General features: G+C 40.3%; 18 protein-coding genes. 10 read left to right on the forward strand and 8 right to left on the reverse strand.

Annotated features, from left to right (window positions below):
• The first annotated feature begins 32 nt into the window (after nt 1-32).
• The 4 genes from QPX86_RS08130 to QPX86_RS08145 all read left to right on the forward strand — a co-directional run bounded on the left by QPX86_RS08130 (nt 33) and on the right by QPX86_RS08145 (nt 7,570).
• Nucleotides 33-794: a TSUP family transporter gene (locus tag QPX86_RS08130; protein ID WP_285164887.1), complete on the forward strand. Its 762-nt coding sequence runs from the start codon at nt 33-35 to the stop codon at nt 792-794.
• A gap of 72 nt (nt 795-866) precedes the next feature.
• Nucleotides 867-2,126, forward strand: coding sequence for an exonuclease subunit SbcD (gene sbcD, locus QPX86_RS08135; protein WP_220755095.1), 1,260 nt, complete (start codon nt 867-869; stop codon nt 2,124-2,126).
• Nucleotides 2,126-5,839, forward strand: a complete 3,714-nt coding sequence (locus tag QPX86_RS08140) for an SbcC/MukB-like Walker B domain-containing protein (protein ID WP_285164888.1) — start codon at nt 2,126-2,128, stop codon at nt 5,837-5,839. Before sbcD ends, QPX86_RS08140 begins: the two co-directional genes overlap by 1 nt.
• Before the next feature lie 471 nt (nt 5,840-6,310).
• Nucleotides 6,311-7,570 (forward strand): peptidoglycan DD-metalloendopeptidase family protein, encoded by a 1,260-nt coding sequence (locus QPX86_RS08145; RefSeq protein WP_220755097.1) that lies wholly within the window; start codon nt 6,311-6,313, stop codon nt 7,568-7,570.
• A gap of 74 nt (nt 7,571-7,644) precedes the next feature.
• Here QPX86_RS08145 and QPX86_RS08150 read toward each other — a convergent pair whose 3' ends face one another.
• The 4 genes from QPX86_RS08150 to QPX86_RS08165 form a co-directional block, all read right to left on the reverse strand.
• Nucleotides 7,645-8,067 carry an HNH endonuclease gene (locus tag QPX86_RS08150; RefSeq protein WP_220755098.1) on the reverse strand — a complete coding sequence of 141 codons (423 nt, stop codon included), beginning with the start codon at nt 8,065-8,067 and terminating at the stop codon, nt 7,645-7,647.
• A 47-nt stretch (nt 8,068-8,114) separates the two neighbouring features.
• Complete coding sequence (locus QPX86_RS08155; protein WP_220755125.1) at nt 8,115-8,714, reverse strand: M48 metallopeptidase family protein; 600 nt, start codon at nt 8,712-8,714, stop codon at nt 8,115-8,117.
• Between the two features lie 204 nt (nt 8,715-8,918).
• Nucleotides 8,919-9,356, reverse strand: coding sequence for a DUF3010 family protein (locus QPX86_RS08160; RefSeq protein ID WP_220755099.1), 438 nt, complete (start codon nt 9,354-9,356; stop codon nt 8,919-8,921).
• A 71-nt stretch (nt 9,357-9,427) separates the two neighbouring features.
• Nucleotides 9,428-10,759, reverse strand: coding sequence for a DEAD/DEAH box helicase (locus tag QPX86_RS08165; protein ID WP_374758523.1), 1,332 nt, complete (start codon nt 10,757-10,759; stop codon nt 9,428-9,430).
• Between the two features lie 189 nt (nt 10,760-10,948).
• Here QPX86_RS08165 and rssA point away from each other — a divergent pair, with 189 nt between their 5' ends.
• From rssA to QPX86_RS08195, 6 genes are all read left to right on the forward strand, one after another.
• A complete protein-coding gene (rssA, locus tag QPX86_RS08170) occupies nt 10,949-11,920 on the forward strand; it encodes a patatin-like phospholipase RssA (protein ID WP_220755101.1) in 972 nt (323 codons plus the stop codon).
• 210 nt (nt 11,921-12,130) lie between these two features.
• A complete protein-coding gene (gene nrdD, locus QPX86_RS08175; RefSeq protein WP_220755102.1) occupies nt 12,131-14,251 on the forward strand; it encodes an anaerobic ribonucleoside-triphosphate reductase in 2,121 nt (706 codons plus the stop codon).
• Between the two features lie 72 nt (nt 14,252-14,323).
• The gene (gene nrdG, locus QPX86_RS08180; RefSeq protein ID WP_285164889.1) at nt 14,324-14,806 is read left to right on the forward strand and encodes an anaerobic ribonucleoside-triphosphate reductase-activating protein; all 483 of its coding nucleotides are present in this window, start codon (nt 14,324-14,326) and stop codon (nt 14,804-14,806) included.
• A 385-nt stretch (nt 14,807-15,191) separates the two neighbouring features.
• Nucleotides 15,192-15,548, forward strand: coding sequence for a YibL family ribosome-associated protein (locus QPX86_RS08185; RefSeq protein ID WP_220755104.1), 357 nt, complete (start codon nt 15,192-15,194; stop codon nt 15,546-15,548).
• Nucleotides 15,549-15,633: 85 nt separating this feature from the next.
• The gene (gene ribA, locus QPX86_RS08190) at nt 15,634-16,248 is read left to right on the forward strand and encodes a GTP cyclohydrolase II (protein ID WP_220755105.1); all 615 of its coding nucleotides are present in this window, start codon (nt 15,634-15,636) and stop codon (nt 16,246-16,248) included.
• Between the two features lie 103 nt (nt 16,249-16,351).
• On the forward strand, nt 16,352-17,164 hold the full coding sequence (locus tag QPX86_RS08195) for a hypothetical protein (RefSeq protein WP_285164890.1): 813 nt from the start codon (nt 16,352-16,354) through the stop codon (nt 17,162-17,164).
• Nucleotides 17,165-17,261: 97 nt separating this feature from the next.
• Here QPX86_RS08195 and QPX86_RS08200 read toward each other — a convergent pair whose 3' ends face one another.
• From QPX86_RS08200 to QPX86_RS08215, 4 genes are all read right to left on the reverse strand, one after another.
• Nucleotides 17,262-17,594: a VF530 family protein gene (locus QPX86_RS08200; protein ID WP_285164891.1), complete on the reverse strand. Its 333-nt coding sequence runs from the start codon at nt 17,592-17,594 to the stop codon at nt 17,262-17,264.
• A 168-nt stretch (nt 17,595-17,762) separates the two neighbouring features.
• The gene (locus tag QPX86_RS08205; protein WP_285164892.1) at nt 17,763-19,241 is read right to left on the reverse strand and encodes a carbon starvation CstA family protein; all 1,479 of its coding nucleotides are present in this window, start codon (nt 19,239-19,241) and stop codon (nt 17,763-17,765) included.
• 275 nt (nt 19,242-19,516) lie between these two features.
• Nucleotides 19,517-20,227, reverse strand: a complete 711-nt coding sequence (gene btsR / locus QPX86_RS08210) for a two-component system response regulator BtsR (protein WP_220755109.1) — start codon at nt 20,225-20,227, stop codon at nt 19,517-19,519.
• On the reverse strand, nt 20,227-21,903 hold the full coding sequence (locus QPX86_RS08215; RefSeq protein ID WP_285164893.1) for a sensor histidine kinase: 1,677 nt from the start codon (nt 21,901-21,903) through the stop codon (nt 20,227-20,229). The genes btsR and QPX86_RS08215 overlap by 1 nt, the downstream gene beginning before the upstream one ends.
• Nucleotides 21,904-21,910 lie beyond the last annotated feature (7 nt).

A 21,910-nucleotide genomic window follows, 5' to 3' on the forward strand; every position in this document is an offset into this window, starting at 1 on the left:
TGGCCTATTAATAATAAATTAAGACCTTATTCATGTTTGAGCTGACTCTACAAATCGCTATTATTTTATTTTTTGTTGCTATTCTCGCAGGCTTTATTGACGCGATAGCAGGCGGCGGCGGGTTATTAACAATCCCAGCCTTGATGTGGGCAGGTTTGCCGCCAGCGGCTGCATTAGGCACCAATAAATTACAGGCGTGTGGTGGCAGCTTTTTTGCCAGTTTGTACTTTATTCGCAAAGGGATGATTAATTTAAAACAGGCAAGGCTTTCCATTATTTGTGCTTTTGTTGGCGCTGCTGTGGGAACCATCATAGTACAAATGATTGATGTCAGTATTTTGCAATTAGTTCTTCCTTTCTTGATTCTAGCAATTGGTTGTTATTTCTTATTTTCTAAGAAAATTTCAGAAGATGATAAACAGCAAGTGCTCACGCCAACAATGTTTGCGTTTACTGCTGCATTGGGCGTCGGCTTTTACGATGGCTTCTTTGGGCCAGGTACAGGGAGCTTCTTTGCTTTGGCTTTTGTATCACTGGCCGGATACGGGCTTGCTAAAGCAACCGCTCATGCCAAAATCCTTAACTTTGCCACTAACGTTTCGTCATTGATTTTCTTTCTTATTGGCGGCCAAGTATTTATTGTTTTGGGTTTAATCATGCTTATTGGTCAGGCTATTGGCGCAACATTAGGTTCGCGGTTAGTGTTGTCTAAAGGCGTTAAAATCATCAAGCCACTAGTGGTGACAATGTCATTCCTAATGAGTTTCAAATTGTTATGGGCCCAGTACGCATAAGCTTTGCTGCGTCTTTTCTAACAAATGCTTGCCATTAATTTACGTACAACTTTTAGCAATATATAGGTTCTCATGCGCATTATTCACACATCGGACTGGCATTTAGGTCAAAATTTTTACGGAAAAAGTCGCGCTCAAGAGCACCACTTATTCATGCAATGGTTATTAGCGCAAATACAACAGCATGACGTTGATGTACTGATTGTTGCAGGTGACATTTTTGATACGGGCACGCCGCCAAGTTATGCTAGAAGCTTATACAATCAGTTTATTGTTGATATTCAAAAGACAGGGTGCAAACTAATCGTGTTGGGTGGTAACCATGACTCGGTTGCTACATTAGGCGAGTCTAAGCAGTTACTTGCTTGTTTAAATGCAACGGTTATACCTGGGGCATTAGATGATCCCAATCAGCATGTCATTCTCGTTAATGACAAGCATCAAAAGCCTTGTGCTATTGTGTGCGCTCTTCCGTATCTGCGGCCCCGTGATTTGGTGCTCAGTCAGTCGGGTGAATCAAGTGCTGATAAACAGCGTAAATTGGGTAATGAAATAGCCTCTTTGTACGAGCAATGCTTTACTGAAGCCGAGCGTTTGAATGCGAAGCAAGCTCAGGCTTTACCGATTATTGCTACTGGCCATTTAACCACAGTGGGCGCAAGCACCAGTGAGTCCGTAAGAGATATTTATATCGGTAGTCTTGATGCTTTTAATGCATCACTTTTCCCCGCTGCCGATTACATTGCCTTAGGTCATATTCACAGACCACAAAAAATTGCTAAGACCGAACATATTCGCTACAGCGGGTCACCGATCTCACTGAGCTTTGATGAATTATCAGGGCAAAAAAGTGTGTTTCTTGTCGAGTTCGAGCAAGACAAACTAGCCGAAGTCACACCGATTGAAGTGCCACGTTTTCAAGCAATGGCGAACATAAAAGGTAGCCTTACTGATATTGAACAACAGTTATCGGAATTTGCGCTTAAACCGACTGAGAAAGGCGATATGACTGCTGAGTTAACTTGGCTCAGTATTGAAGTGGCACAACAAGACTTTTTAAGTGACTTACAGACTCGTATTGCCGATATAACAGAGCCTTTAGCGGTTGAGGTCTTACAACTCAAGCGTGCCCGTAATCAGCGTCAGCAGCAAATAGAGCAACTGGATAATGAAACCTTGTCAGAGTTATCAGTCAATGATGTATTTGAGCGCCGCCTTGCGCAAGAAGATTTTACAGAGACAGATCAGCTGCAAAGACTTGCAAGGGTAAAGCAACAATTTAGCCAAGTGGTGGCTCAGGTTGAAGCGCAAAGTGCTGAGGAAGACAAATAATGAAAATCCTTAGCTTGAGATTTAAAAACATTAACTCATTAAAAAATGAGTGGAAAATTGATTTTACCCAGTCACCCTTTAAAGAAAATGGCTTGTTCGCTATCACAGGGCCGACGGGTTCAGGTAAAACCACCATTTTAGATGCAATTTGTTTAGCGCTTTATCACCGCACACCAAGACTAAAAGTTATCTCAAAAACCACTAACGAGCTTATGACCCGTGGCACCAGTGACTGCTTGGCTGAAGTTGAGTTTGAAGTAAAAGGTAAAGGTTATCGCGCCTTTTGGAGCCAGCGTCGCTCCCGTGGTCAAATTGATGGTAACCTGCAAGATGCACAAGTTGAACTTGCAGAACTTGATTCGGGTAAAATTTTAGCAAGCCAAGTTAAACAAAAAACTGAGCTAACTGAGGCAGTTACAGGTTTAGATTTTGCCAGATTTACTAAATCAATGATGTTGTCTCAAGGGCAGTTTGCCGCATTTTTAAATGCCGATGCCAATGATCGCGCAGAGTTATTAGAAGAGCTTACTGGCACTGAAATCTATGGCCTCATTTCAGAACAAGTTCACGTAAACTTCAGTGAAGCCAAGCAAGGGCTTAAACTGCTCGAGGCGAAAACTGATAGTGTTGAGTTGTTAAGTGATGCTGACATAAAAGATAAACGACAACAGTCTGCGCAATTAGAGCAACAATCCAGTGAATTACACACACAAGTTAAATTGTATCAGCAGCAATTATCTTGGGCACAGCAGCATAGTAAAACCCAATCTCTGCTTAAACAAAGTCAAAGTGATCTTGCTAAAGCTGAAGCAGAGAGTGAAGCTGAGACATCATCATTAAATAAGTTGAGTGCTAGTGAGCCAGCTCAAGTTATCGCCCCTTTATTTACTGCGCTCAATAAGTTGAATGAGCACCAATCTCAGCTTTCTGCTAAGCAACGAACACTGAACTTAAGCCTGCAGCAAGCTAAAGTGGATTTTGATACCGCTGCCGCTCAACATGAGGATAACCTGCAAGTATGCCAACAGCTCAAACAAAGCCACCAAGTATTACTTGAGTTAATAGAGCAGCAGGTTCAGCCTTTAGACAATAAAATTGAACAGCTTAATTTTCGGCATTCGCAGCAGCAACAGGCTCAGGGGCAGTTGCAAATTCAGCAACAAAACTTAACGAGTGAGCAAGAACAAAATATAACCCAACTCTCTGGGGTAAACCAAGCTCAGGCAACTAATGCTCAGTTAATTGAACGTTTCCCTCAAGGACAATTTATCCAAAGCCATATTGCAGTTTGGAAGCAACAGGCAACTCATTATCTTGGATTAAGTCAGAAAGAATCACAATTAGCTCAATTAATTGAGACAAATAACCAGCAAGATGGAGAGAATCAGCAACAGCTAAATCTGCATCAGCAGAACCTTGTTTTGATACATAATGAAGCCAAAGACAAATTAGCGTTGGTAACAGCAAGTGAGCAAGCGTTATCGCAATTGCTAGGTGAAAGCTCAGAGGCTATCTTGCAAGGGCAATATCAAACCTTAATTGACCAACAAGTTTCTCGTAGTCGACTGCAGCAGCTTCAACATTTGCATAATGAACTGCAACAAGAACAAACAATTGAGCTTAATGAGTCACAGCAGTTAACTAGCCTAATTACGCAAATTGACCAGCAGCTTAATCAGGTGCGTAGTGAGTGGAGTGAAAAAAATCAGCAAGTTAAAGATTTACAAACCCTGCTCAAGCAAGAACAACACATTGTTAATTTAACCGCCGAGCGGGCTAAATTGATTCAAGGTGAGCCTTGTGCATTATGCGGCGCAACTGAACACCCGTTAGTCGAGCACTATCAAGCAATTGATGTCAGTGATACTGAATTACGTTTTCAAGCTCAATCAGATGCATTAAATGAGATTAAGGCACAAGGTGAAAAGCTTAGTCTTGATAAAAAGCAGCGCCAACATCAGCTTGAGCTATTAACAACCCAGCAATCAAAACGTCAGAGCCAGCTTGCGCAGTATTTAGTAGAGTTTACGCAACTTACTGAACATTTAGCTGTGGAGTATCTAGCGCCTGTTAACAATGTGATAGATGGTCAGTCAGTGGTGCAATTTATTGAGCAAGCAAACGAGTTACAACAGCAACGGCATCAACAATTGGAAGATATCCGTAAGCTTTCCCATGCGCACCAACAAAATATCGAACAATATCAAACTGCAAAATCAAAAGCTGAACAACAGCAGCATCAGCTGAACTTACTTGAGCAGCAATATCTAACCCAACAACAAAAGTCTCAAGAGCATAAACAGCAGCGGCAGGATATACATCAACAGCTTGCAGACTTATTAGCCGATAGCCAAACGAGCATCTCACAAGCAGGCTTAATCATGCCGGAAATGAGTCAATTTGAGACTTGGTTAATCCAATTAGACACGCAAATTGTTCAATGGCAAACAGCGATTGAAGCACAAGGTCAATTAGAGCAACAACATAAGTTGTGTGAGCAAAAAAGTGCGAGCCTTGTAACGCAAATTACAGACTTGACTGAGCAAGTAAAGCAGATAGATAGTCAAATTAAGCAAACGACAACAGAGTTGCAAAGTCTAACTCAGCAGCGTTTTGATTTATTTGCCGATAAACAATGTGTCAACGAGAAGCAAGTCAGCCAACAGTCAGTTCAGCAAGCTGAGCAAATTTTGAGTCAAGCCAGTGATAGTCGAATGACACAGCAGCAAAAGTTAGACAAAGTGGCGGCAGAGCTTCAAGCTAATCAGCAACAAATTGATCGTTTAAGTCATGAATTAACCCAAGCAAAAAGTGCATTTGATAGTGCACTTTTGCAAAGCCCGTTTGAAACTCAAGCTGAATTTGAACAAGCCGTGATGCCCACTGAGCAGCGAGAGGCTTTGCAACGACTTAAGCAACGATTAGAGCAAGGGATGGTTAAAGCTAGCACTTTAGTTGAGCAGGCAAAAAGTCAGCTTGCTGAGTTAACAAATCAAGGTGAGCAGTTAGGCTATGATCAAGTTGATATCGAACAAGTCAGTGAATTAAATCAACAAGCTGAAACTCATCTTGCAGAGGTCAAGCAACAGCTTTGGCACATCACCCATCAATTAGCGGAAGATGAAGATAAACGCACTAATCAGCAGCAATTAATGCAGCAACTGGCTAAAGCAAGGCAAGACTATGATGATGTGGCTTATTTACATTCGCTTATTGGCTCTCAAAAAGGCGATAAGTTCCGTAAATTTGCCCAAGGATTGACTCTTGATCATTTGGTGACTTTGGCCAATCGCCAATTGGATAGGTTACAAGGTCGCTATTTACTGGAAAGAAAACAATCTGAAGCGCTGGAGTTACAAGTCTTGGATACTTGGCAAGGTGATGCTGTACGTGACACTCGAACTTTGTCCGGTGGTGAAAGCTTTTTAGTGAGTCTGGCTTTAGCGTTAGCGCTGTCTGATTTAGTGAGTCATAAAACTAGCATTGACTCTTTATTCCTTGATGAAGGCTTTGGAACTCTTGATAGCCAAACATTAGATACTGCATTAGATGCATTAGATAATTTAAACGCGTCAGGAAAAATGATTGGGGTTATCAGTCACATTGAGGCAATGAAAGAACGTATTAGTGTGCAAATCAAAGTGAATAAGATGAATGGCCTGGGCGTTAGTCGATTACAAGCTGAATATAAATTCGATACACCCGCTGTATAAGTTTTGGTAATAAATGAGCGCAAATTCAAGCTTTAATTCAAATGTTACTTGAAGATAAAAGGGCGATAAGCGACAGCTTTATCGCCCTTTTTTGATTGAATTACTCGTCATGTTTGGGGTTAACAGTCTCTTCGCAAGATTAAGTTATCAGCGCTAACTTCAGATTAATTTAAACCTAATACGCTTATCGCTAAATCCTGATAACAGACTTTACCCAAGTGCGTCACTTACAGTTATCGATTGCCGCAATAGTGGGCAGGTGGCCTCTGCTGACTTCAAATTTATGCAGTTCAAACGCTAGATTATATTTTTATTAGGCTATTTATTTGGTATAACAGTTCGCTAATATATCTTCTAGTGCTTAAGTATGCACCTTATAGGTGGCCGCATTGTCTAATCGACTTAGCTAAAAGGTATTACTTTTTATATATTTATGGCGGATTTAGATTGCTTTCAGTTAAAAGAGGCGAGATGCAAGCACGATTGAGAAAAGTGCCGAACCTGCCTGTATTACATAGAAAATTATTGCTTGCCAGCGTATTTGTAGTAGCGGCTGCCTTGCTGTGGCCGACTCCGCAAGAATTCTCTTCCCAACGTATTCCAGTAGCTTTAGATATTGAATCTATAGTGACACATACATCTTCAACGTTTGAAGTTATCGAGCCAGTAAAGCCTGATTTTGAACGTGTGATCCAAAATGGCGATACATTAGGCCACTTGTTTGAGCTTGCAGGCATTGGCCAGCAAACCATGTACAAAGTGCTCGAAGCTGATTTAAATGTTTTAGCGTTAGATACATTGTCTTTGGGGAACCGAATTCAATTCTTTCAAGATGAGCAGCAAAACCTCACTAAACTTGAGTTGTATTTTAATCCTGCTTATCAAGTAATATTCACTCGGTTTGATGATGGTAGCTATGGCGTCGAAGAAATCAATATTGAAGGTATTTGGCAAAATCGCATCATTAGCGGTGAGATAAATGGATCTTTCTATCTATCCGCTCAAAGAGCGGGTTTGAGCGCGGCTAACATTCAAACTATTGAAACTTTGCTTTCAAGTAAACTCGACTTCTCACGTGATTTACGTGCTGGTGATACATTTAATGTATTGATGAACGATCAATATATTGAAGGGGAGTCAACTGGGATCTCGCAGCTACAAGCCGTTAGGATTAATACCCGTAGAAATAACGTTAATGCTTTTCAAAATGTTGATGGCAATTATTACGATGAGCGCGGTCAAGGGCTTGCAAGTGCATTCCAGCGGATACCGTTAGAGCGTCAATATCGCTTATCATCGCATTTCAACCCTAATCGCAAACATCCAGTAACTGGGCGAGTATCGCCTCATAACGGTACTGACTTTGCGACACCTATTGGCACCCGTGTGGTTGCACCAGGTGATGGTGTAGTATCAATGGTCACTAACCATCGCTTTGCTGGTAAATATATCGTGATTGAACATGATAACAATATCAGAACCCGCTATTTGCACTTATCAAAATTCTTAGTACGTAAAGGGCAGCGTGTTAAGCGAGGTCAAGTTATCGGTTTAACTGGGAATACAGGCCGTGTTACTGGGCCGCATCTGCATTACGAATTTCATGTCAACGGCCGCCCTGCGAATCCGATGAAAGTCAGTATTGTTGAAGCGTCAGTGTTACCTAAAAACCAAATGGCTAAATTTAAAGAGTTGGTGAGCAGCAAACAAATGATGATGGATTTAGGTTAACACCATCACAATCATTTTTTGTAGATTAAAACCACTTTCGATATTATTGAAAGTGGTTTTTTTATGGACTAATTTTAAGCTTCGTCATTGTCAGACTTGCCTAAATTACAAAGGTCACAGAGTATTTGTAGGTTGTCGATGTCTAAAGCAAGTTGAGGATATTTTGACCGTGGTTTTATATGGTCAACGTGCATGACGGCACCATCTTTTGCACTTCTTCCGCAGCAAATGCAGGTGCCGATATATTTATTTAATGCTTCTTTTCGAAGAGCTTTCCATTTTTGAGATGAATAAAAATCTATTGGCTTAGGTTCTTCAAATGGAATTTCTTCCCAGTTGTAAAATTCGTTAGGTTCAATTCCTGGCCCCATTAAACCAACAGAAAACCCTTTTAGTTGATTACCCATAAGCCAATGTCTTATGGCTTTCATAGCGGCTTTTTCTGATTTGTATTTACGGGTACGGCGATTATCACCTCTGAATGTTGCTACAAACATAACTATTTCCCCTGTAAATTACTTATATCAACACTAGTACATGCAGTTTAATACGGTGACTTTCCTAGCTCAATACAGGTTAGTAATAAGCGTAAATCTAATTCCAGTTGGTGATAATCAGCGGTCATGTATTTGCACAGTTGATAAAAAGCTTTGTTATGGTCTTTTTCTCTAAGATGAGCCAGTTCATGTACAACAACCATTCTTAATAATGGTTCAGGAACATGGCGCAGTCTTGAAGATATTCTAATCTCATTTTTGGCTTTGACCTTATTGCCTTGAACACGATTAGCATAGGTGTGAAGCCCTAAAGCTTGATGACTTAAACTGATTTTTTCATCAAAAATGACTTTTGATATAGGGTCTGACTGCTTTAAATATTGCTGCTTAAATTCCATAGCATAGTCATATAAGGCCTTATCGGTGCGTATGTCATGTATGGTTGGATAACGACTTAATAGCAAGTTTTCGAGGGTGTCATTTTCAATATGATGTTTAACTTGTTCTATGGTGCTGGCTGAATAGCCATTAAGGTATTTTAACTGGGCTTGCTGTTTTTGCTTTGCTTGCACATCTTTACTGGTCACAAGACCTGCTAAGGTATCTTTTGCCGCTGCAACTTTAGCTGAGCTGGTTTTAACTGCCATTTTAGGCGGCGCTTTACGAGCTGGTTTGTCTGCTAGTTTGCTGGATGCTTTTTTGGAGCTCATAGCTTGTTAGTTTGCCCAATGGAATATGATTAATTAGCGGATAAAACTAAGCCTACCAATTCATCTTAATGTTTTCATCAAACTGATGACTAAGGGAATCGATAGGCTTATTGTTTACTTTAGCTTAAGCTGATTTTTGTCTTAAACTTTGCCGTACATGCGACGGTTTTGCTGTGCGTAAGCAGCTTCAAAAGCAGGTAATTGTACGCGCTTTAGGCCAAGCGTCTCTAGATCCGCTTGTGGCGGGTTACGCTTTAGTTCTTCTTTAATAATAACAGGGCTAATGATGCTAACAGGTAATTCAGTAATTTGAATTGCCGCTTCTGCTTTGAAGCTAGTTGCAGAGCCCGCAAACTTTCCTTTTTGTTCACGTTCAATGATGACGATTTCGTCAACTTTGTAATCTTCCATTAATTTGTGGAAAGCAAAATGAAACTCACGAATTGATTCTGTTTCAGCTGATTTAGAAATGCTGAATGAGATTTGACGACATTCAGGTACATTGAATGTTTCTACTTCATAAGTTAATAAGCTAATGATGGCTTCGCCACCTTTTAATTCCACGCCACAAATTTTCATGTTTCACCTTACTTTGGTACTAGTTTGATTTTGCCTAACGCTGCGAAAGCTGCATTAGGCTTAAATTGGGTTTAATCTTCGCTAAGCTCTTGTTCATCATCTTGAACAATCGAGTTATCGTTTTCAGTAATCTTTACTGGTTTGGCTTTACGGCGCATTGGCGCATCACCAATATCAACACCAGTAATAAAGCGTTTATCACGCTTAGGTGCTGTTTTAGGCTTATTGCTTGTACTACGCTTTTTGTTCGATGTTTTGGCGTCGTTTGCTTTCGCATTTTTGTTGGCCGCTTTAGGCTTATCTTTCAGGCCATTGAACTTGCCTTGGAGACCTTCAATAGTCGAAAAGTCGAAATTCTTACGTAAGAATACTTGGATTTTCTTAAAACTGTCCCAGTCTTTAGGGCCAACTAATGAAATTGCATCTCCTTTGGCACCGGCACGGCCAGTACGGCCAATACGGTGTACGTATTCTTCAGCAAATTTTGGCATGTCAAAGTTAATCACTAATGACACGTTTAATAAATCGAGTCCACGAGATGCAACATCCGTTGTCACCAATATTTTTTGCTGACCGCGGCTGAACTTATCCATAATCTGATTACGGGCAGATTGATTTAAGTCACCACTTAACGCTGCAGTTTCTAAGCCTTGTTCAGCGAGAAGTTTTGCTAACCTGTCCGTGTCCGCACGAGTTGCTGTGAAAATAATTACTTGCTTGTGCTGTTCAGTTTTAAGTATGTGCTGCAATAGTGCTTGTTTGTGATCTAAGTGATCAACTAAATATACACGCTGTGTAATATCTTTATGTTCGTTGTGTGATGCACCAATAGCCACGTGGCTTGGGGTTTTCAGTAATGTCGCAGCAATATCATTAACATGGTCATGATCGAGTGTGGCTGAGAACATCAAGGTTTGTCTGCGCTTGTGATCCGCTGCGTCATTAATGGCTTTTAGTTGTGGTGCAAACCCTAAATCAAGCATGCGATCTGCTTCATCTAGAATAAGCAGTTCTAGGCCATTAAGGTAAAGATGACGCTGCTGAAGATGATCGGCAATGCGCCCCGGTGTAGCCACAATGAAGTGAGGATCACGGGATAACGATTTTGCTTGATCGTTAAAGTTCTCACCACCTAAAATGCTCACCGCTTTATATTGAGTGTTTGCCACCAATAAACGAAGCTGGCCATAAACCTGCTGAGCAAGCTCTCGGGTTGGTAATAAAATAAGTACACGCGGATCTTTTTTAGATAAGGCCTTTGTTGATATTACGCGCTGCAGTGCTGGTAATAAAAATGCCAGGGTTTTACCTGAACCGGTTTTTGAAGATGCCATTAAATCTTTACCCGCTAGGGCAATCGGCAGGGCTTGCTGCTGAATTTCAGTTGGCTCAGAAATGCCCATATGCTTTAGACTTTCAAGTAAGCGTTTGTCTAAAGAAAAATCGGTAAATAACAAAGGTAAATCCCCTAAAAAATGATAGCCAGATATTATAACGTGTAAGCCTGAGATAGCCAACAGCTTAAGCCTCAGTTATGCTGAGTTTTACCATTTTAATTTTGTCGTATTTTTCGTTAAAGGATGTATAAAAACATGTCGGATGTCCCCAAAGAAGCAACTAACACCAAACAATTACGAATAGGTGTTGCCTTAGGTAGTGGTGCGGCAAAAGGTTGGGCGCATATTGGTGTGTTAAAAGAACTTGCTGAAATGGGGGTTTATCCAGATAAAATTGCTGGATGTTCAGTGGGAGCATTAGTTGGCGCGGCTTACGCCAATGATCATCTCGATGAGTTAGAGAGCTGGGTACGCGGGTTTTCTAGCTGGGATGTTTTAGGTTTGATGGATTTAAGCTGGCGCAAGGGGGGCTTAATCAGTGGCGAGAAAGTGTTTGATGTCTTAGCAGGCCGAATTGGTGAACTTAAAATTGAACAATTGAACAAACCATTTTCTGCCGTTGCGACAGATTTATACTCAGGGCAAGAAATTTGGTTTAAAGAAGGTGATTTACGTCATGCCGTTAGAGCATCTTGTTCAATGCCCGGGTTTTTACCGCCAGTGCAACTCGAAGATCGCTGGTTGGTGGATGGCGCAGTAGTCAATCCAGTTCCAGTATCAATGTGCCGTGCAATGGATGTGGATGTGGTTATTGCGGTTGATTTGAATGGTCACCGTCGCAATAGTATGCATATGTTGCCACAACAAATGAAAAGCCGTGCGCCGACAGCACTTGAAAAACAACAGCAAGAAGCAAAAGAATCTGAGTCAGCGTTTATGGATATTCTGGGTAAAGGTAAAGAGTACATTTCTGGTCTGACTGAAAAGTTTTCGATGTCGACTAAATCTCACCCCGGAATGATCGCAGTGATGTCTCAATCAATGGATATTTTAGAGCAGCGACATAAGCGTGCACGTTTGATGGGTGACCCACCTGATGTTTGTTTGGTGCCACAGCTTGCAGATATTGGCACCATGGAATTTCATCGCGCTGCAGAAGCCATAGAAGCAGGTCGACAAGCAGTACGTCAAACCGCTCATTTAATCAACTCTTCGCTAGGCCGATAACGGTTTTCATAATTCTGGTCAAGCTCTGTATTGCTATTTAGTGCAGAGCTTGGCAGTAATTTTTTTCATTTTATATGCCTTCATTAAACTATGATCCAGATCATGGATTTCTAGTCTTCATTATTGCTTAATGCACCATATCTTGTGTTTGTTAGTTCTTTGCTGTGGATATATAGTGTTTATATCCTGTGCATAAATGGAGTAAAAGTAATGCCTGTAGTAATAAAAAGGGACGGTTGTCGGACTGTATTTGATGAGTCTAGAATAAGGGATGCCATTGTTGCTGCAATGGCGACGGCTACAGGTCATGCCGATGTAGATTACGCAGCTACTGTAGCTTGTGTGATTAAAGAGCAGCTATCACACAAACAAGAAGTAGAGATTCATCATCTTCAAGATTTGGTTGAAAACTTACTAATGGAAGGGCCTCATAAAGAAGTGGCTCGCCATTATATCGAGTATCGCCATGACCGCGATATTTGTCGTGAAGCAAAAAGTAAACTTAACTGTGAAATTCGTGGTCTAGTTGAACAAAGCGACAGCTCTATTCTTAATGAAAATGCCAATAAAGACGCAAAAGTTATTCCTACTCAGCGTGATTTATTAGCGGGTATTGTGGCTAAGCATTACGCTAAATCGCACTTATTACCTAAAGACATTGTTGCAGCTCATGAGTCTGGTCAACTGCATTATCATGACCTTGATTATGCACCTTTCTTCCCAATGTTTAACTGCATGCTAATTGATTTAGCGGGCATGATGACCCATGGATTTAAAATGGGTAACGCAGAAATTGATACGCCAAAATCAATTTCAACAGCGACAGCAGTTACTGCACAAATTATCGCGCAGGTTGCTAGCCACATATACGGCGGTACTACCATTAACCGTATCGATGAAGTGTTAGCAGAATTTGTACAAAAGAGTTACCAAAAGCAATTAGTGATTGGTAAAGAGTGGGGCGTTAGCGACGTTGAAGCCTTTGCTATGGCGCAGACAGAAAAAGAATGTCATGACGCATTCCAGTCTTTAGAGTATGAAGTGAACACACTGCATACAGCAAATGGCCAAACACCATTTGTGACCTTCGGTTTTGGTTTGGGCACCAGCTGGGAATCTCGATTAATTCAAAAGTCGATACTAACAGTACGTATGGCAGGCCTTGGTAAAAACCGTAAAACCGCGGTGTTCCCAAAACTTGTATTTGCTATTCGTGATGGGGTAAATCATAAAGCTTCTGATAGCAATTATGATGTTAAAAAGCTGGCATTAGAGTGTGCCACTATGCGCATGTATCCAGATATTCTTAACTATGAACAAGTTGAACGTGTCACTGGTTCATTTAAAACCCCAATGGGTTGCCGTTCTTTCTTAGGTACTTACGAAGAAAATGGCGAGCTTGTTCACGAAGGTCGTAACAACTTAGGTGTGGTTAGCCTTAACTTGCCAAGAATTGCGATTGAAGCAAAAGGCGACGAAAAAGCATTCTTCGCATTACTTGATGAAAGAATGACATTGGCTCGTAAAGCATTAGACACGCGTATCGCTCGACTAGTTGGGGTTAAAGCCCGAGTAGCACCAATTCTGTATATGGAAGGCGCATGTGGTGTTCGCTTAAAAGCTGATGATGATATTTCTGAAATTTTCAAAAATGGTCGCGCGTCGATTTCATTAGGCTATATCGGTCTGCATGAAACCATCAATGCGTTATACGGAACAGAAGAGCATGTATTTGATAGTGAGTTACTTCGTACCAAAGCCATTGAAATTATCAATGTAATGAAGCGTGCAACAGAGTCTTGGAAAGCAGAAACTGGTTATGGCTTTAGCTTATACAGCACCCCAAGTGAGAACTTGTGTAGCCGTTTCTGTCAGTTAGATGCAAAACAGTTTGGCGTAGTTGAAGGTGTCACTGATAAAGGTTACTACACCAATAGCTTCCACTTAGATGTTGAAAAGAAAGTTAATCCATACGACAAAATTGATTTTGAATTACCGTATCCAGAAATCACAAACGGTGGTTTCATTTGTTATGGTGAGTTTCCTAACATGCAACACAACATTGAAGCATTAGAAAACGTATGGGATTACAGTTATAGCCGAGTGCCTTATTACGGCACCAACACGCCAATTGATGAGTGTTATGACTGTGGCTTTGTAGGCGAATTTAACTGTACTAGCAAAGGTTTTGTTTGCCCTAAATGTGGTAATCATGAACCAAGCAGAGTATCGGTAACACGTCGTGTATGTGGTTATTTAGGTAGCCCAGATGCGCGTCCGTTTAACCACGGTAAGCAAGAAGAAGTGAAGCGCCGCGTTAAGCATATCTAGTTGTGTCATTGAGTTAAGATAGAATCAAATAAGGCGCTGAATAGCGCCTTATTTATTTGAAAGGTAAGTGTTATGAATTTTCATCAGTATTATCCTGTCGATGTGATTAACGGCCCCGGTACGCGCTGCACTTTGTTTGTATCAGGTTGCGAACATCAATGTCGCGGTTGTTATAACCAGTCGACTTGGGATCCTCGCTCAGGTCATGAAGTGGATAAGCAAATGGAAGATCAAATCATTGCTGATTTAAATGATACTCGAATCAAACGCCGTGGATTATCTTTGTCAGGCGGCGATCCGTTATTTCCAGCCAATCTCACCGCTATATTATCTTTAGTAAAACGTGTAAAAGCGGAATGCCCTGATAAAGACATTTGGCTGTGGAGTGGTTATAAACTTGATGAAATGTCGCTGAAACAACAGCAAGTGTTGTCGTATGTGGATGTATTAGTTGATGGCAAGTTTGAACAAGACTTAGCCGACCCAAGCCTAAAATGGCGTGGAAGTTCAAATCAAGTTATTCATGATATGAGTGAGTTAATTACTGTTGGTTAACTATTGCTGTTAGTAAACTTTTAGTTGTGGCTTGCTGATTGTCATGAAAGAGCTTTTTGAAGCTCACTTTTGATGGATTTGTTTTACAACTATTAATAACTGGGACATGAACAATCAGAGTTTGTTTTCATCGATAATGACGTTATTACTGTATCGAGTTTAACTTAAACGTTATAAAAAACTATAGTAATCAAAGTCCAATTTATACCCATTAGACGATGAAGTACCCATACCAGTGATGAAATAGTAAATTTATGCGTTGTAACGGGCTTTGAAGTTAGCTAATTCAACCTCTTTAGGTATATAATTTGCGTTCGAAAAAGTGTTGTTCGATATCAAAACAACTCATTGCTATCGATAACATGAAAGAATTTAAGGTAAAGAAATGAATTTAAAACAAGAACTGCAAGCATTAAACGATAAAGCAGAGAAGTTTCGTCGTAAACTTGCTGCCGCTGAAGCTCGTGAAGATAAAGCGATTATCATGCAGTTTAAGAAAGAAATTGCCACAGTCACTAAGCGAATTGCTAGTTTGAAAAACCAGCAATCACGTCAACTGAACAAACAAGGTCAAGAAGTTAAAGGCTTAAAGTTCAATCGTGCGCTGACTAAAGCTGAACAAGCTGATATGGGCAAACTTAAAAAGTCAGTTAAAGGACTTGTAGTTGTTCATCCAATGACAGCTATGGGCCGTGAAATGAATATCACTGTTGTCACCGGTTTTGCTCCTGCAAAATTCTAGTCCAATATACGAAATAGTCATGACATATATGTCAGTTCAAGGATGAATAGTCTCAAGGATTGAGCGTTGTCTTAAAGGTTTATCCATGTCGATTAAATATATCGCCACTTCTAAGTTACCTACGCCTTGGGGCGTATTTGCAATGCATGGTTTCGAAGATACAGAAACCGGCAAAGAGCATGTGGCGTTAACTTATGGTGAGCTCAATGCCACCGAGCCGATGTTAGGCCGTATTCATTCAGAATGCCTAACTGGCGATGCTTTATTTAGTTTACGTTGCGATTGCGGTTTTCAGCTGCAAACTGCAATGCAAAACATTGCTGAGCAAGGTCAAGGTTTTATTCTTTACTTGCGCCAAGAAGGGCGTGGCATTGGTTTATTAAATAAAATCCGTGCCTATGAATTACAAGATCAAGGTGCTAATACCGTAGAAGCAAATGAGCGTTTAGGCTTTGAAGCTGATATGCGTAAGTACGATATGATTGAGCCTATGCTTAAGCAAATTGGTGTGAGTAAAGTTAAACTCATGACTAATAATCCACGTAAAGTAAAAGCGATGCAATCTGTAGGTATTGAAGTTGCTGAAAGAGTGCCTTTGCAAGTGGGAAAAAATCGCTACAATGAAGATTATTTAAAAACGAAATCAACAGAACTAGGTCATTTAATGACTGAGCATCATTTTGTCGATAACGAAAAATAACCTTGATTCATTTTGAATACATTAACTTGTAATTAAAACAGCTTATTAAAATGGGTTACCGCAATTGAAAGCGTTTAGCTTTATCAATTCTAAGAGCGTTGCAATGTTATTTGCAGCGCTTTTTATTAGTTTTTTTATGATGCCTAGCAGTCATGCTGATGAGGCAAATAATCCCGATCTATCTCACTACGCTTTTGCCAATTACATTGGTAGTGGTATTTACCGCGCTTCTGGACAAAATGCTGCCGTAGTGAATATTCCGTTTGCGTTTGATATTGAAGAGTCTGAAGATCATATTTTGACATTAAGATTACCTATCTCATTAGGTTTTTTTAATTACTCTTTCAGTGACTTACCCGAAGGTGAATTGCCTGACAATGTTGGCACAATGACCATCACGCCAGGAATTGAATACAAATGGCTTTATGATGAGCAGCTGACATTGGAAAGCTATTTAGATTTAGGCTATGGGCACAACTTTTCCAATTCAAGCAATGTGGGTATTTTCTCAACAGGTGTGTCAGCCTTATATGAGTTGGAGCAAGCTAAATATACTCCGGTATGGGTGAATCGAGTTTATTATGCGGGCTATAAAAGTAGTATTAATGACAGTTCTGAGAGTTATTCAGTATTGCAGTCGGGAATAGACTTTGGCCTTGGCCAGCATTGGGATTGGGGGGATTATACTATTGAACCTAGACTATTCGTTGCTGGGCGCTGGTATTTTAATAAGCTTAAGTTTATTACGCCGTTAGAAGATGACATTCACACATCAAGCACTTATGAAGTAGGTGCGACCTTGGCGTTATCAAAACCACTTGGCTGGGGTTGGTTTAGCACCGACCGATTTGGTATCAGTTATCAAACTGATGGTGAGTTACAGGTGTGGCGTTTAATCTTTGAATTCCCGATGTAGGCAAGTTTAGCTTTAAGATTACTCAATAAAAAAGGCATGAATTTCATGCCTTTTTTATGCTTATTAATACTGTGAGTCAGCTAAAACGATAAAGTGACTACTTGCCCCAAATGTTGGCATTAACACCTTCAGTACTTTTATCAGTATGAAAAGACTTTGAGTCTTTTGCTGCAGGAGCGTCCTTTCTGTCCACATAAGGCTTTGGTGCAGGCAAAGGAAGTTTATTCATTTTAAGCCATAAGTATTCGACCTTGTCTCTAGCCCATTCGGTTTTACGTAAAAATTTTAAACTTGATTTAACACTTGGATTGTCGTTAAAGCAGCGAATGTTAATACGGCTTCCTAATTCTTCCCAGCCGTAATTATCGACTAAATCATTAACGATGGTTTCAAGTTTTATACCGTGCAGTGGGTTGTTTGCTTGTGTCATTACTCAGGCTTAATAAACTAATTTGTGGTCATTATAACAAATGACAAAAAAAATACTTAAAACCAATGAGTACAATCGCAGGTTAATTGATAACAATGAAAAGGCCGATAACAAAGTTACCGGCCTTTAATTAATCGTTTTTATAAACGTTTAATGAATGGTGAATCGTTAAGCTTCAGTTGAGGCTTTACCTGATAAGGTTTGCGTTAACTCTTCATCATCTTCAACTTCGCCTTCGCCTTTGCCTTTGGTTTTTACCATAATCAAAGCGGTAATCACTAAAGTAGAAATTACTCCTGCAATAGTCGATACCGTCATGTTCAAGCCAGCGCCTAATGTCGGTGAGCTTAATAAGAAGCTAATCACAACACAGGTCATGAACATTGCAGGTACGGTACAAATCCAGTGTAGTTTGTTGTGACGTAGTAAATATGCTGAAGCAGTCCAAAGCATCAATACTGCCGTTGTTTGGTTAGCAACACCGAAGTAGCGCCAAATAATACCAAAATCAACTTGGGTCAAAATTGCCCCAATCACAAATAATGGAATAGCCAGTAATAAACGTTTAGAGATTTGAGTTTGTGGCATCTTGAAAAATTCTGACAAGATCAAACGTGCAGAACGAAATGCGGTGTCACCAGACGTAATCGGTAATACAATTACACCTAAGATAGCTAAGAAACCACCTACAGCGCCAAGTAAACCGTTTGAAGCAGCATAAACCACATTAGCTGGATTACCGTCCATACCTGCGTTAAGACCTTCAATACCGCCAAAGAATGATAATGCGATAGCACACCAAATTAATGCGATAACACCTTCACCAATCATTGCACCGAAGAATACAAAACGACCATTAGATTCATTTTCAACACAACGTGCCATTAATGGTGATTGTGTGGCATGGAAACCAGATACGGCGCCACAGGCAATGGTAATAAACAATGCAGGCCATAGTGGCATATCATTCGGGTTTAAATTAGTTAAAAAATCTTTTGCTTCAAAACCAGGTAGCAATGAGTGCTCGCTTGAAACAATAATGGCTAAGGTCAGGCCGACAGACATGAACATTAACAATGCGCCAAAGAATGGGTAGAGGCGGCCAATGATTTTATCTACAGGCACTAAAGTAGCAATTAAGTAGTAGCTGAAAATAATACCAACAAAGATAGCCATGTCGTAGCCAGTTAGCTTACTTAATAAGCCTGCAGGGGCTGAAATAAATACCACACCCACAAGTAACAATAAAACTATGGCAAACACATTCATGAAATGTTTTGCTGGTTTACCTAAGTATTTACCCGCAAGGTTTGGTACCGATTGGCCGTTATTTCTAACTGATAACATACCAGAGAAGTAATCATGCACCGCACCGGCAAAAATACAACCGAACACAATCCATAACATGGCTGCAGGTCCATAAAGTGCACCAAGGATTGGACCAAAAATAGGACCTACACCTGCAATATTCAATAGTTGAATTAAGTACACTTTTCCTTTCGACATTGGAACGTAATCCACGCCGTCAGTTTTTGTGAATGCGGGGGTTTGTCTTTGAGTATTGATCCCAAATACCTTTTCAACAAACGCACCATAAATAAAGTAGCCGCCAATTAGCAAGCCTACACAAAGTAAAAACCAAGTCATTTTAAACATCTCCCATTTTCAATGGCGCCACTTTAACGAGGTTAAGGCAAGAAAAAAGGACAAACTGGGTAATGGGTCGATTTGAGAGGCTAAGCGGTACTATGGCAGATTAAGCGGTTAAACTAAGAAATGAGAGAGAGTGCTATGAACTCAGCGTTATTACTATCCGTTAAGCAGTCAAGGTGAAAATAGAATTAGACTGTCGCCTTTGAATTCTGATTCACCTTAAGTCGTCAATTAGCGTTTTTTGGACTTGTACTTATTCATTAGCGATATTACTGGAAACCGAGCACTTGTTTAAGCGGCTTTAAATAACGTCGAGAAACTGGGACTTTTTTACCACTGTGGGTGGTGACTTCCGCTCCTGTATCGAGCAACTCAATTTCTGAAATCGCTCTCGGTGCGAGTAAGTACTGTTTGTGGCATCTCACTAATGGGGTTTTTTCTTCTAACACCTTTAACGTTAATTGAGTATGGCAATAGTTGTTACTGGCATTTACATGAATGCCGCCAACATCACTATAAATGAATTCAACTTCTTCAGTGGCAACAACTTTTAATTTATTGCCGCAATAACAAGGTAAGTGTTCGATATATTCAGGCGCAATCGATTGAATCGCTTGTGGAGTTAAATCATTTCTGACTTTGGCGATGGTTTGCTTAAAGCGATTATCTTCAATGGGCTTAAGCAAGTAATCAAATGCATTATTATCGAAGGCCTTAACGGCATACTCATCAAAAGCGGTGACAAATACCACTCGTGGCATGTTGTCTGGCGATAGCATACTGATAAGTTCTAAGCCGGTAATTCTTGGCATTTGAATATCAAGGAATATTACCTGAGGTTGATGTTTATTAATGGCATGTAAGCCGTCAATGGCATTACTGCATTGTTCGATAATTTTAAAGTCAGCTTCTGATACTAAAAGATCAGCTAATTGCTGGCGGGCAAATGGTTCATCATCAATGATTAAACAGCTAATCATCATACATCTCCTGAATAAGGAAGGTGGATTGAAATACAGGTAAATTTATCCTTCTGACAATCTACTTTTACCCCATATTGATCACCAAATTGGTTTTGAATACGTTTATGAACAATGTTCATTCCAAGCCCTTCTGAATGTTCAGGAGGGTTGTATAAACCTGCGTTATCAGTGACTTTTAATATCAACTCTTCATTTATTGTTTCTGCAGTGACAGTGATGACCCCTTGTTCAATTAAATGCGAAGTACCATGTTTTACCGCATTTTCAATAATGGGTTGCAAGGTAAAAGCGGGCAGGCGCAAATAATGTAACCGTGTAGGAATATTAATATCTAGTTGTAGTTTATCGATAAACCTTGCTCGCTCAATAGAGAGATAAGCCTCAATGTGCTCAAGTTCATCACTGAGACTAACAAGACCTGTGGTTCGTTTTAAATTGATCCGTAAAAACTGTGAAAGTTGCTGTAGCAGTTGCTTTGCCATTTGTGGATCACGTTTAATAATGGCGCTGATAGTATTTAAAGCATTGAACAAAAAGTGAGGATTCACTTGAGCCTGTAATAATTTCAACTCAGATTGAGTCAATAAATTTTGCTGCTGCTCATAGCGGCCAAACAAGATCTGATTCGACATCAGTTTTGCTATCCCTTCACCTAAGGTTTTGTTGATATTTAAAAATAACTTATTTTTAGGTTCGTAAAGTTTGATGGTGCCAATCACTTCATTTTCACAGCGAAGCGGAATAACAAGGCTTGAGCCTAACCGGCAGCTTTTATCAGCAATAGAGCAGCAATAGCTTGTATCGACGCCATCGGCAAACATTACCGTGTTATTCGCTATGGCATCTAAGGTAATTTGGGAAGAAATAGGAGTGCCTGGAATATGATGGTCATCCCCTATGCCAATAAAAGCTAACAGCTTTTCTCTATCGGTAATAGCGACAGCACCCACTTGAGTCTCTTCAATGATAATTTGTGCGACTTTGCTGGTGGATTGCTGATTGAAGCCTTTAGACAGCAAGCCTACGCTGCGCTCAGCAATTTTTAATGCTTTAGTTGAGAAAGCAGAGGACAGTTTATCAAACATAGTTTTTTGATCGAGGATCATACTCATAAACAAAGCTGCACCTAAAGAGTTAACCAGTAGCATAGGCGGCGCGATTGCTCTTACCAACTCTAAGGAATGATCAAAAGGTTTAGCGACTAATAAAATAATGCTCATTTGCATTAATTCAGCACAAAAAGTGATTAAGAAAACTAAAAGCGGATTGTAAATTAGCTCTAAATTACCGCTACGTTTGAGGTAATAGCTGACCATTCCTGCTGAAAGGCCTTCTAAAGTGGTTGAAATGGCGCAGGCGAGGTCGGTAAACCCACCTAAACTGTAGCGGTGTAACCCACCAGTTAACCCAATGAAGAACCCTGTAACTGGCCCTCCTAACAATCCGCCGAGCACAGCCCCCATTGCCCGTGTATTAGCAATGGCACCTGTGGTTTGCTCACCAAAATAAGTTGCCATAATACAAAAGCTTGAAAACACCACATAGATAAAAATCTTATGGGGTAAGCGAGTTGATGTTTCAGCAAACATTTTGAACAAGGGGGTTTTACTGAACAGGTATACGATAACAAGGTACAGGCACATCTGTTGGGTCAGGAGGAGAATAAGTGCCATAGAGGTA

Source organism: Shewanella goraebulensis (assembly GCF_030252245.1).
In the GTDB taxonomy this organism is placed as follows: domain Bacteria; phylum Pseudomonadota; class Gammaproteobacteria; order Enterobacterales; family Shewanellaceae; genus Shewanella; species Shewanella goraebulensis.

Excerpts from the sequence above, each read along its gene's own strand:
- QPX86_RS08130 (WP_285164887.1), top strand. The coding sequence starts at position 33 with ATGTTTGAGCTGACTCTACAAATCGCTATTATTTTATTTTTTGTTGCT.
- sbcD (WP_220755095.1), top strand. The coding sequence starts at position 867 with ATGCGCATTATTCACACATCGGACTGGCATTTAGGTCAAAATTTTTAC.
- QPX86_RS08140 (WP_285164888.1), top strand. The coding sequence starts at position 2,126 with ATGAAAATCCTTAGCTTGAGATTTAAAAACATTAACTCATTAAAAAAT.
- QPX86_RS08145 (WP_220755097.1), top strand. The coding sequence starts at position 6,311 with ATGCAAGCACGATTGAGAAAAGTGCCGAACCTGCCTGTATTACATAGA.
- QPX86_RS08150 (WP_220755098.1), bottom strand. The coding sequence starts at position 8,067 with ATGTTTGTAGCAACATTCAGAGGTGATAATCGCCGTACCCGTAAATAC.
- QPX86_RS08155 (WP_220755125.1), bottom strand. The coding sequence starts at position 8,714 with ATGGCAGTTAAAACCAGCTCAGCTAAAGTTGCAGCGGCAAAAGATACC.
- QPX86_RS08160 (WP_220755099.1), bottom strand. The coding sequence starts at position 9,356 with ATGAAAATTTGTGGCGTGGAATTAAAAGGTGGCGAAGCCATCATTAGC.
- QPX86_RS08165 (WP_374758523.1), bottom strand. The coding sequence starts at position 10,759 with ATGGGCATTTCTGAGCCAACTGAAATTCAGCAGCAAGCCCTGCCGATT.
- rssA (WP_220755101.1), top strand. The coding sequence starts at position 10,949 with ATGTCGGATGTCCCCAAAGAAGCAACTAACACCAAACAATTACGAATA.
- nrdD (WP_220755102.1), top strand. The coding sequence starts at position 12,131 with ATGCCTGTAGTAATAAAAAGGGACGGTTGTCGGACTGTATTTGATGAG.
- nrdG (WP_285164889.1), top strand. The coding sequence starts at position 14,324 with ATGAATTTTCATCAGTATTATCCTGTCGATGTGATTAACGGCCCCGGT.
- QPX86_RS08185 (WP_220755104.1), top strand. The coding sequence starts at position 15,192 with ATGAATTTAAAACAAGAACTGCAAGCATTAAACGATAAAGCAGAGAAG.
- ribA (WP_220755105.1), top strand. The coding sequence starts at position 15,634 with ATGTCGATTAAATATATCGCCACTTCTAAGTTACCTACGCCTTGGGGC.
- QPX86_RS08195 (WP_285164890.1), top strand. The coding sequence starts at position 16,352 with ATGTTATTTGCAGCGCTTTTTATTAGTTTTTTTATGATGCCTAGCAGT.
- QPX86_RS08200 (WP_285164891.1), bottom strand. The coding sequence starts at position 17,594 with ATGACACAAGCAAACAACCCACTGCACGGTATAAAACTTGAAACCATC.
- QPX86_RS08205 (WP_285164892.1), bottom strand. The coding sequence starts at position 19,241 with ATGACTTGGTTTTTACTTTGTGTAGGCTTGCTAATTGGCGGCTACTTT.
- btsR (WP_220755109.1), bottom strand. The coding sequence starts at position 20,227 with ATGATTAGCTGTTTAATCATTGATGATGAACCATTTGCCCGCCAGCAA.
- QPX86_RS08215 (WP_285164893.1), bottom strand. The coding sequence starts at position 21,903 with ATGGCACTTATTCTCCTCCTGACCCAACAGATGTGCCTGTACCTTGTT.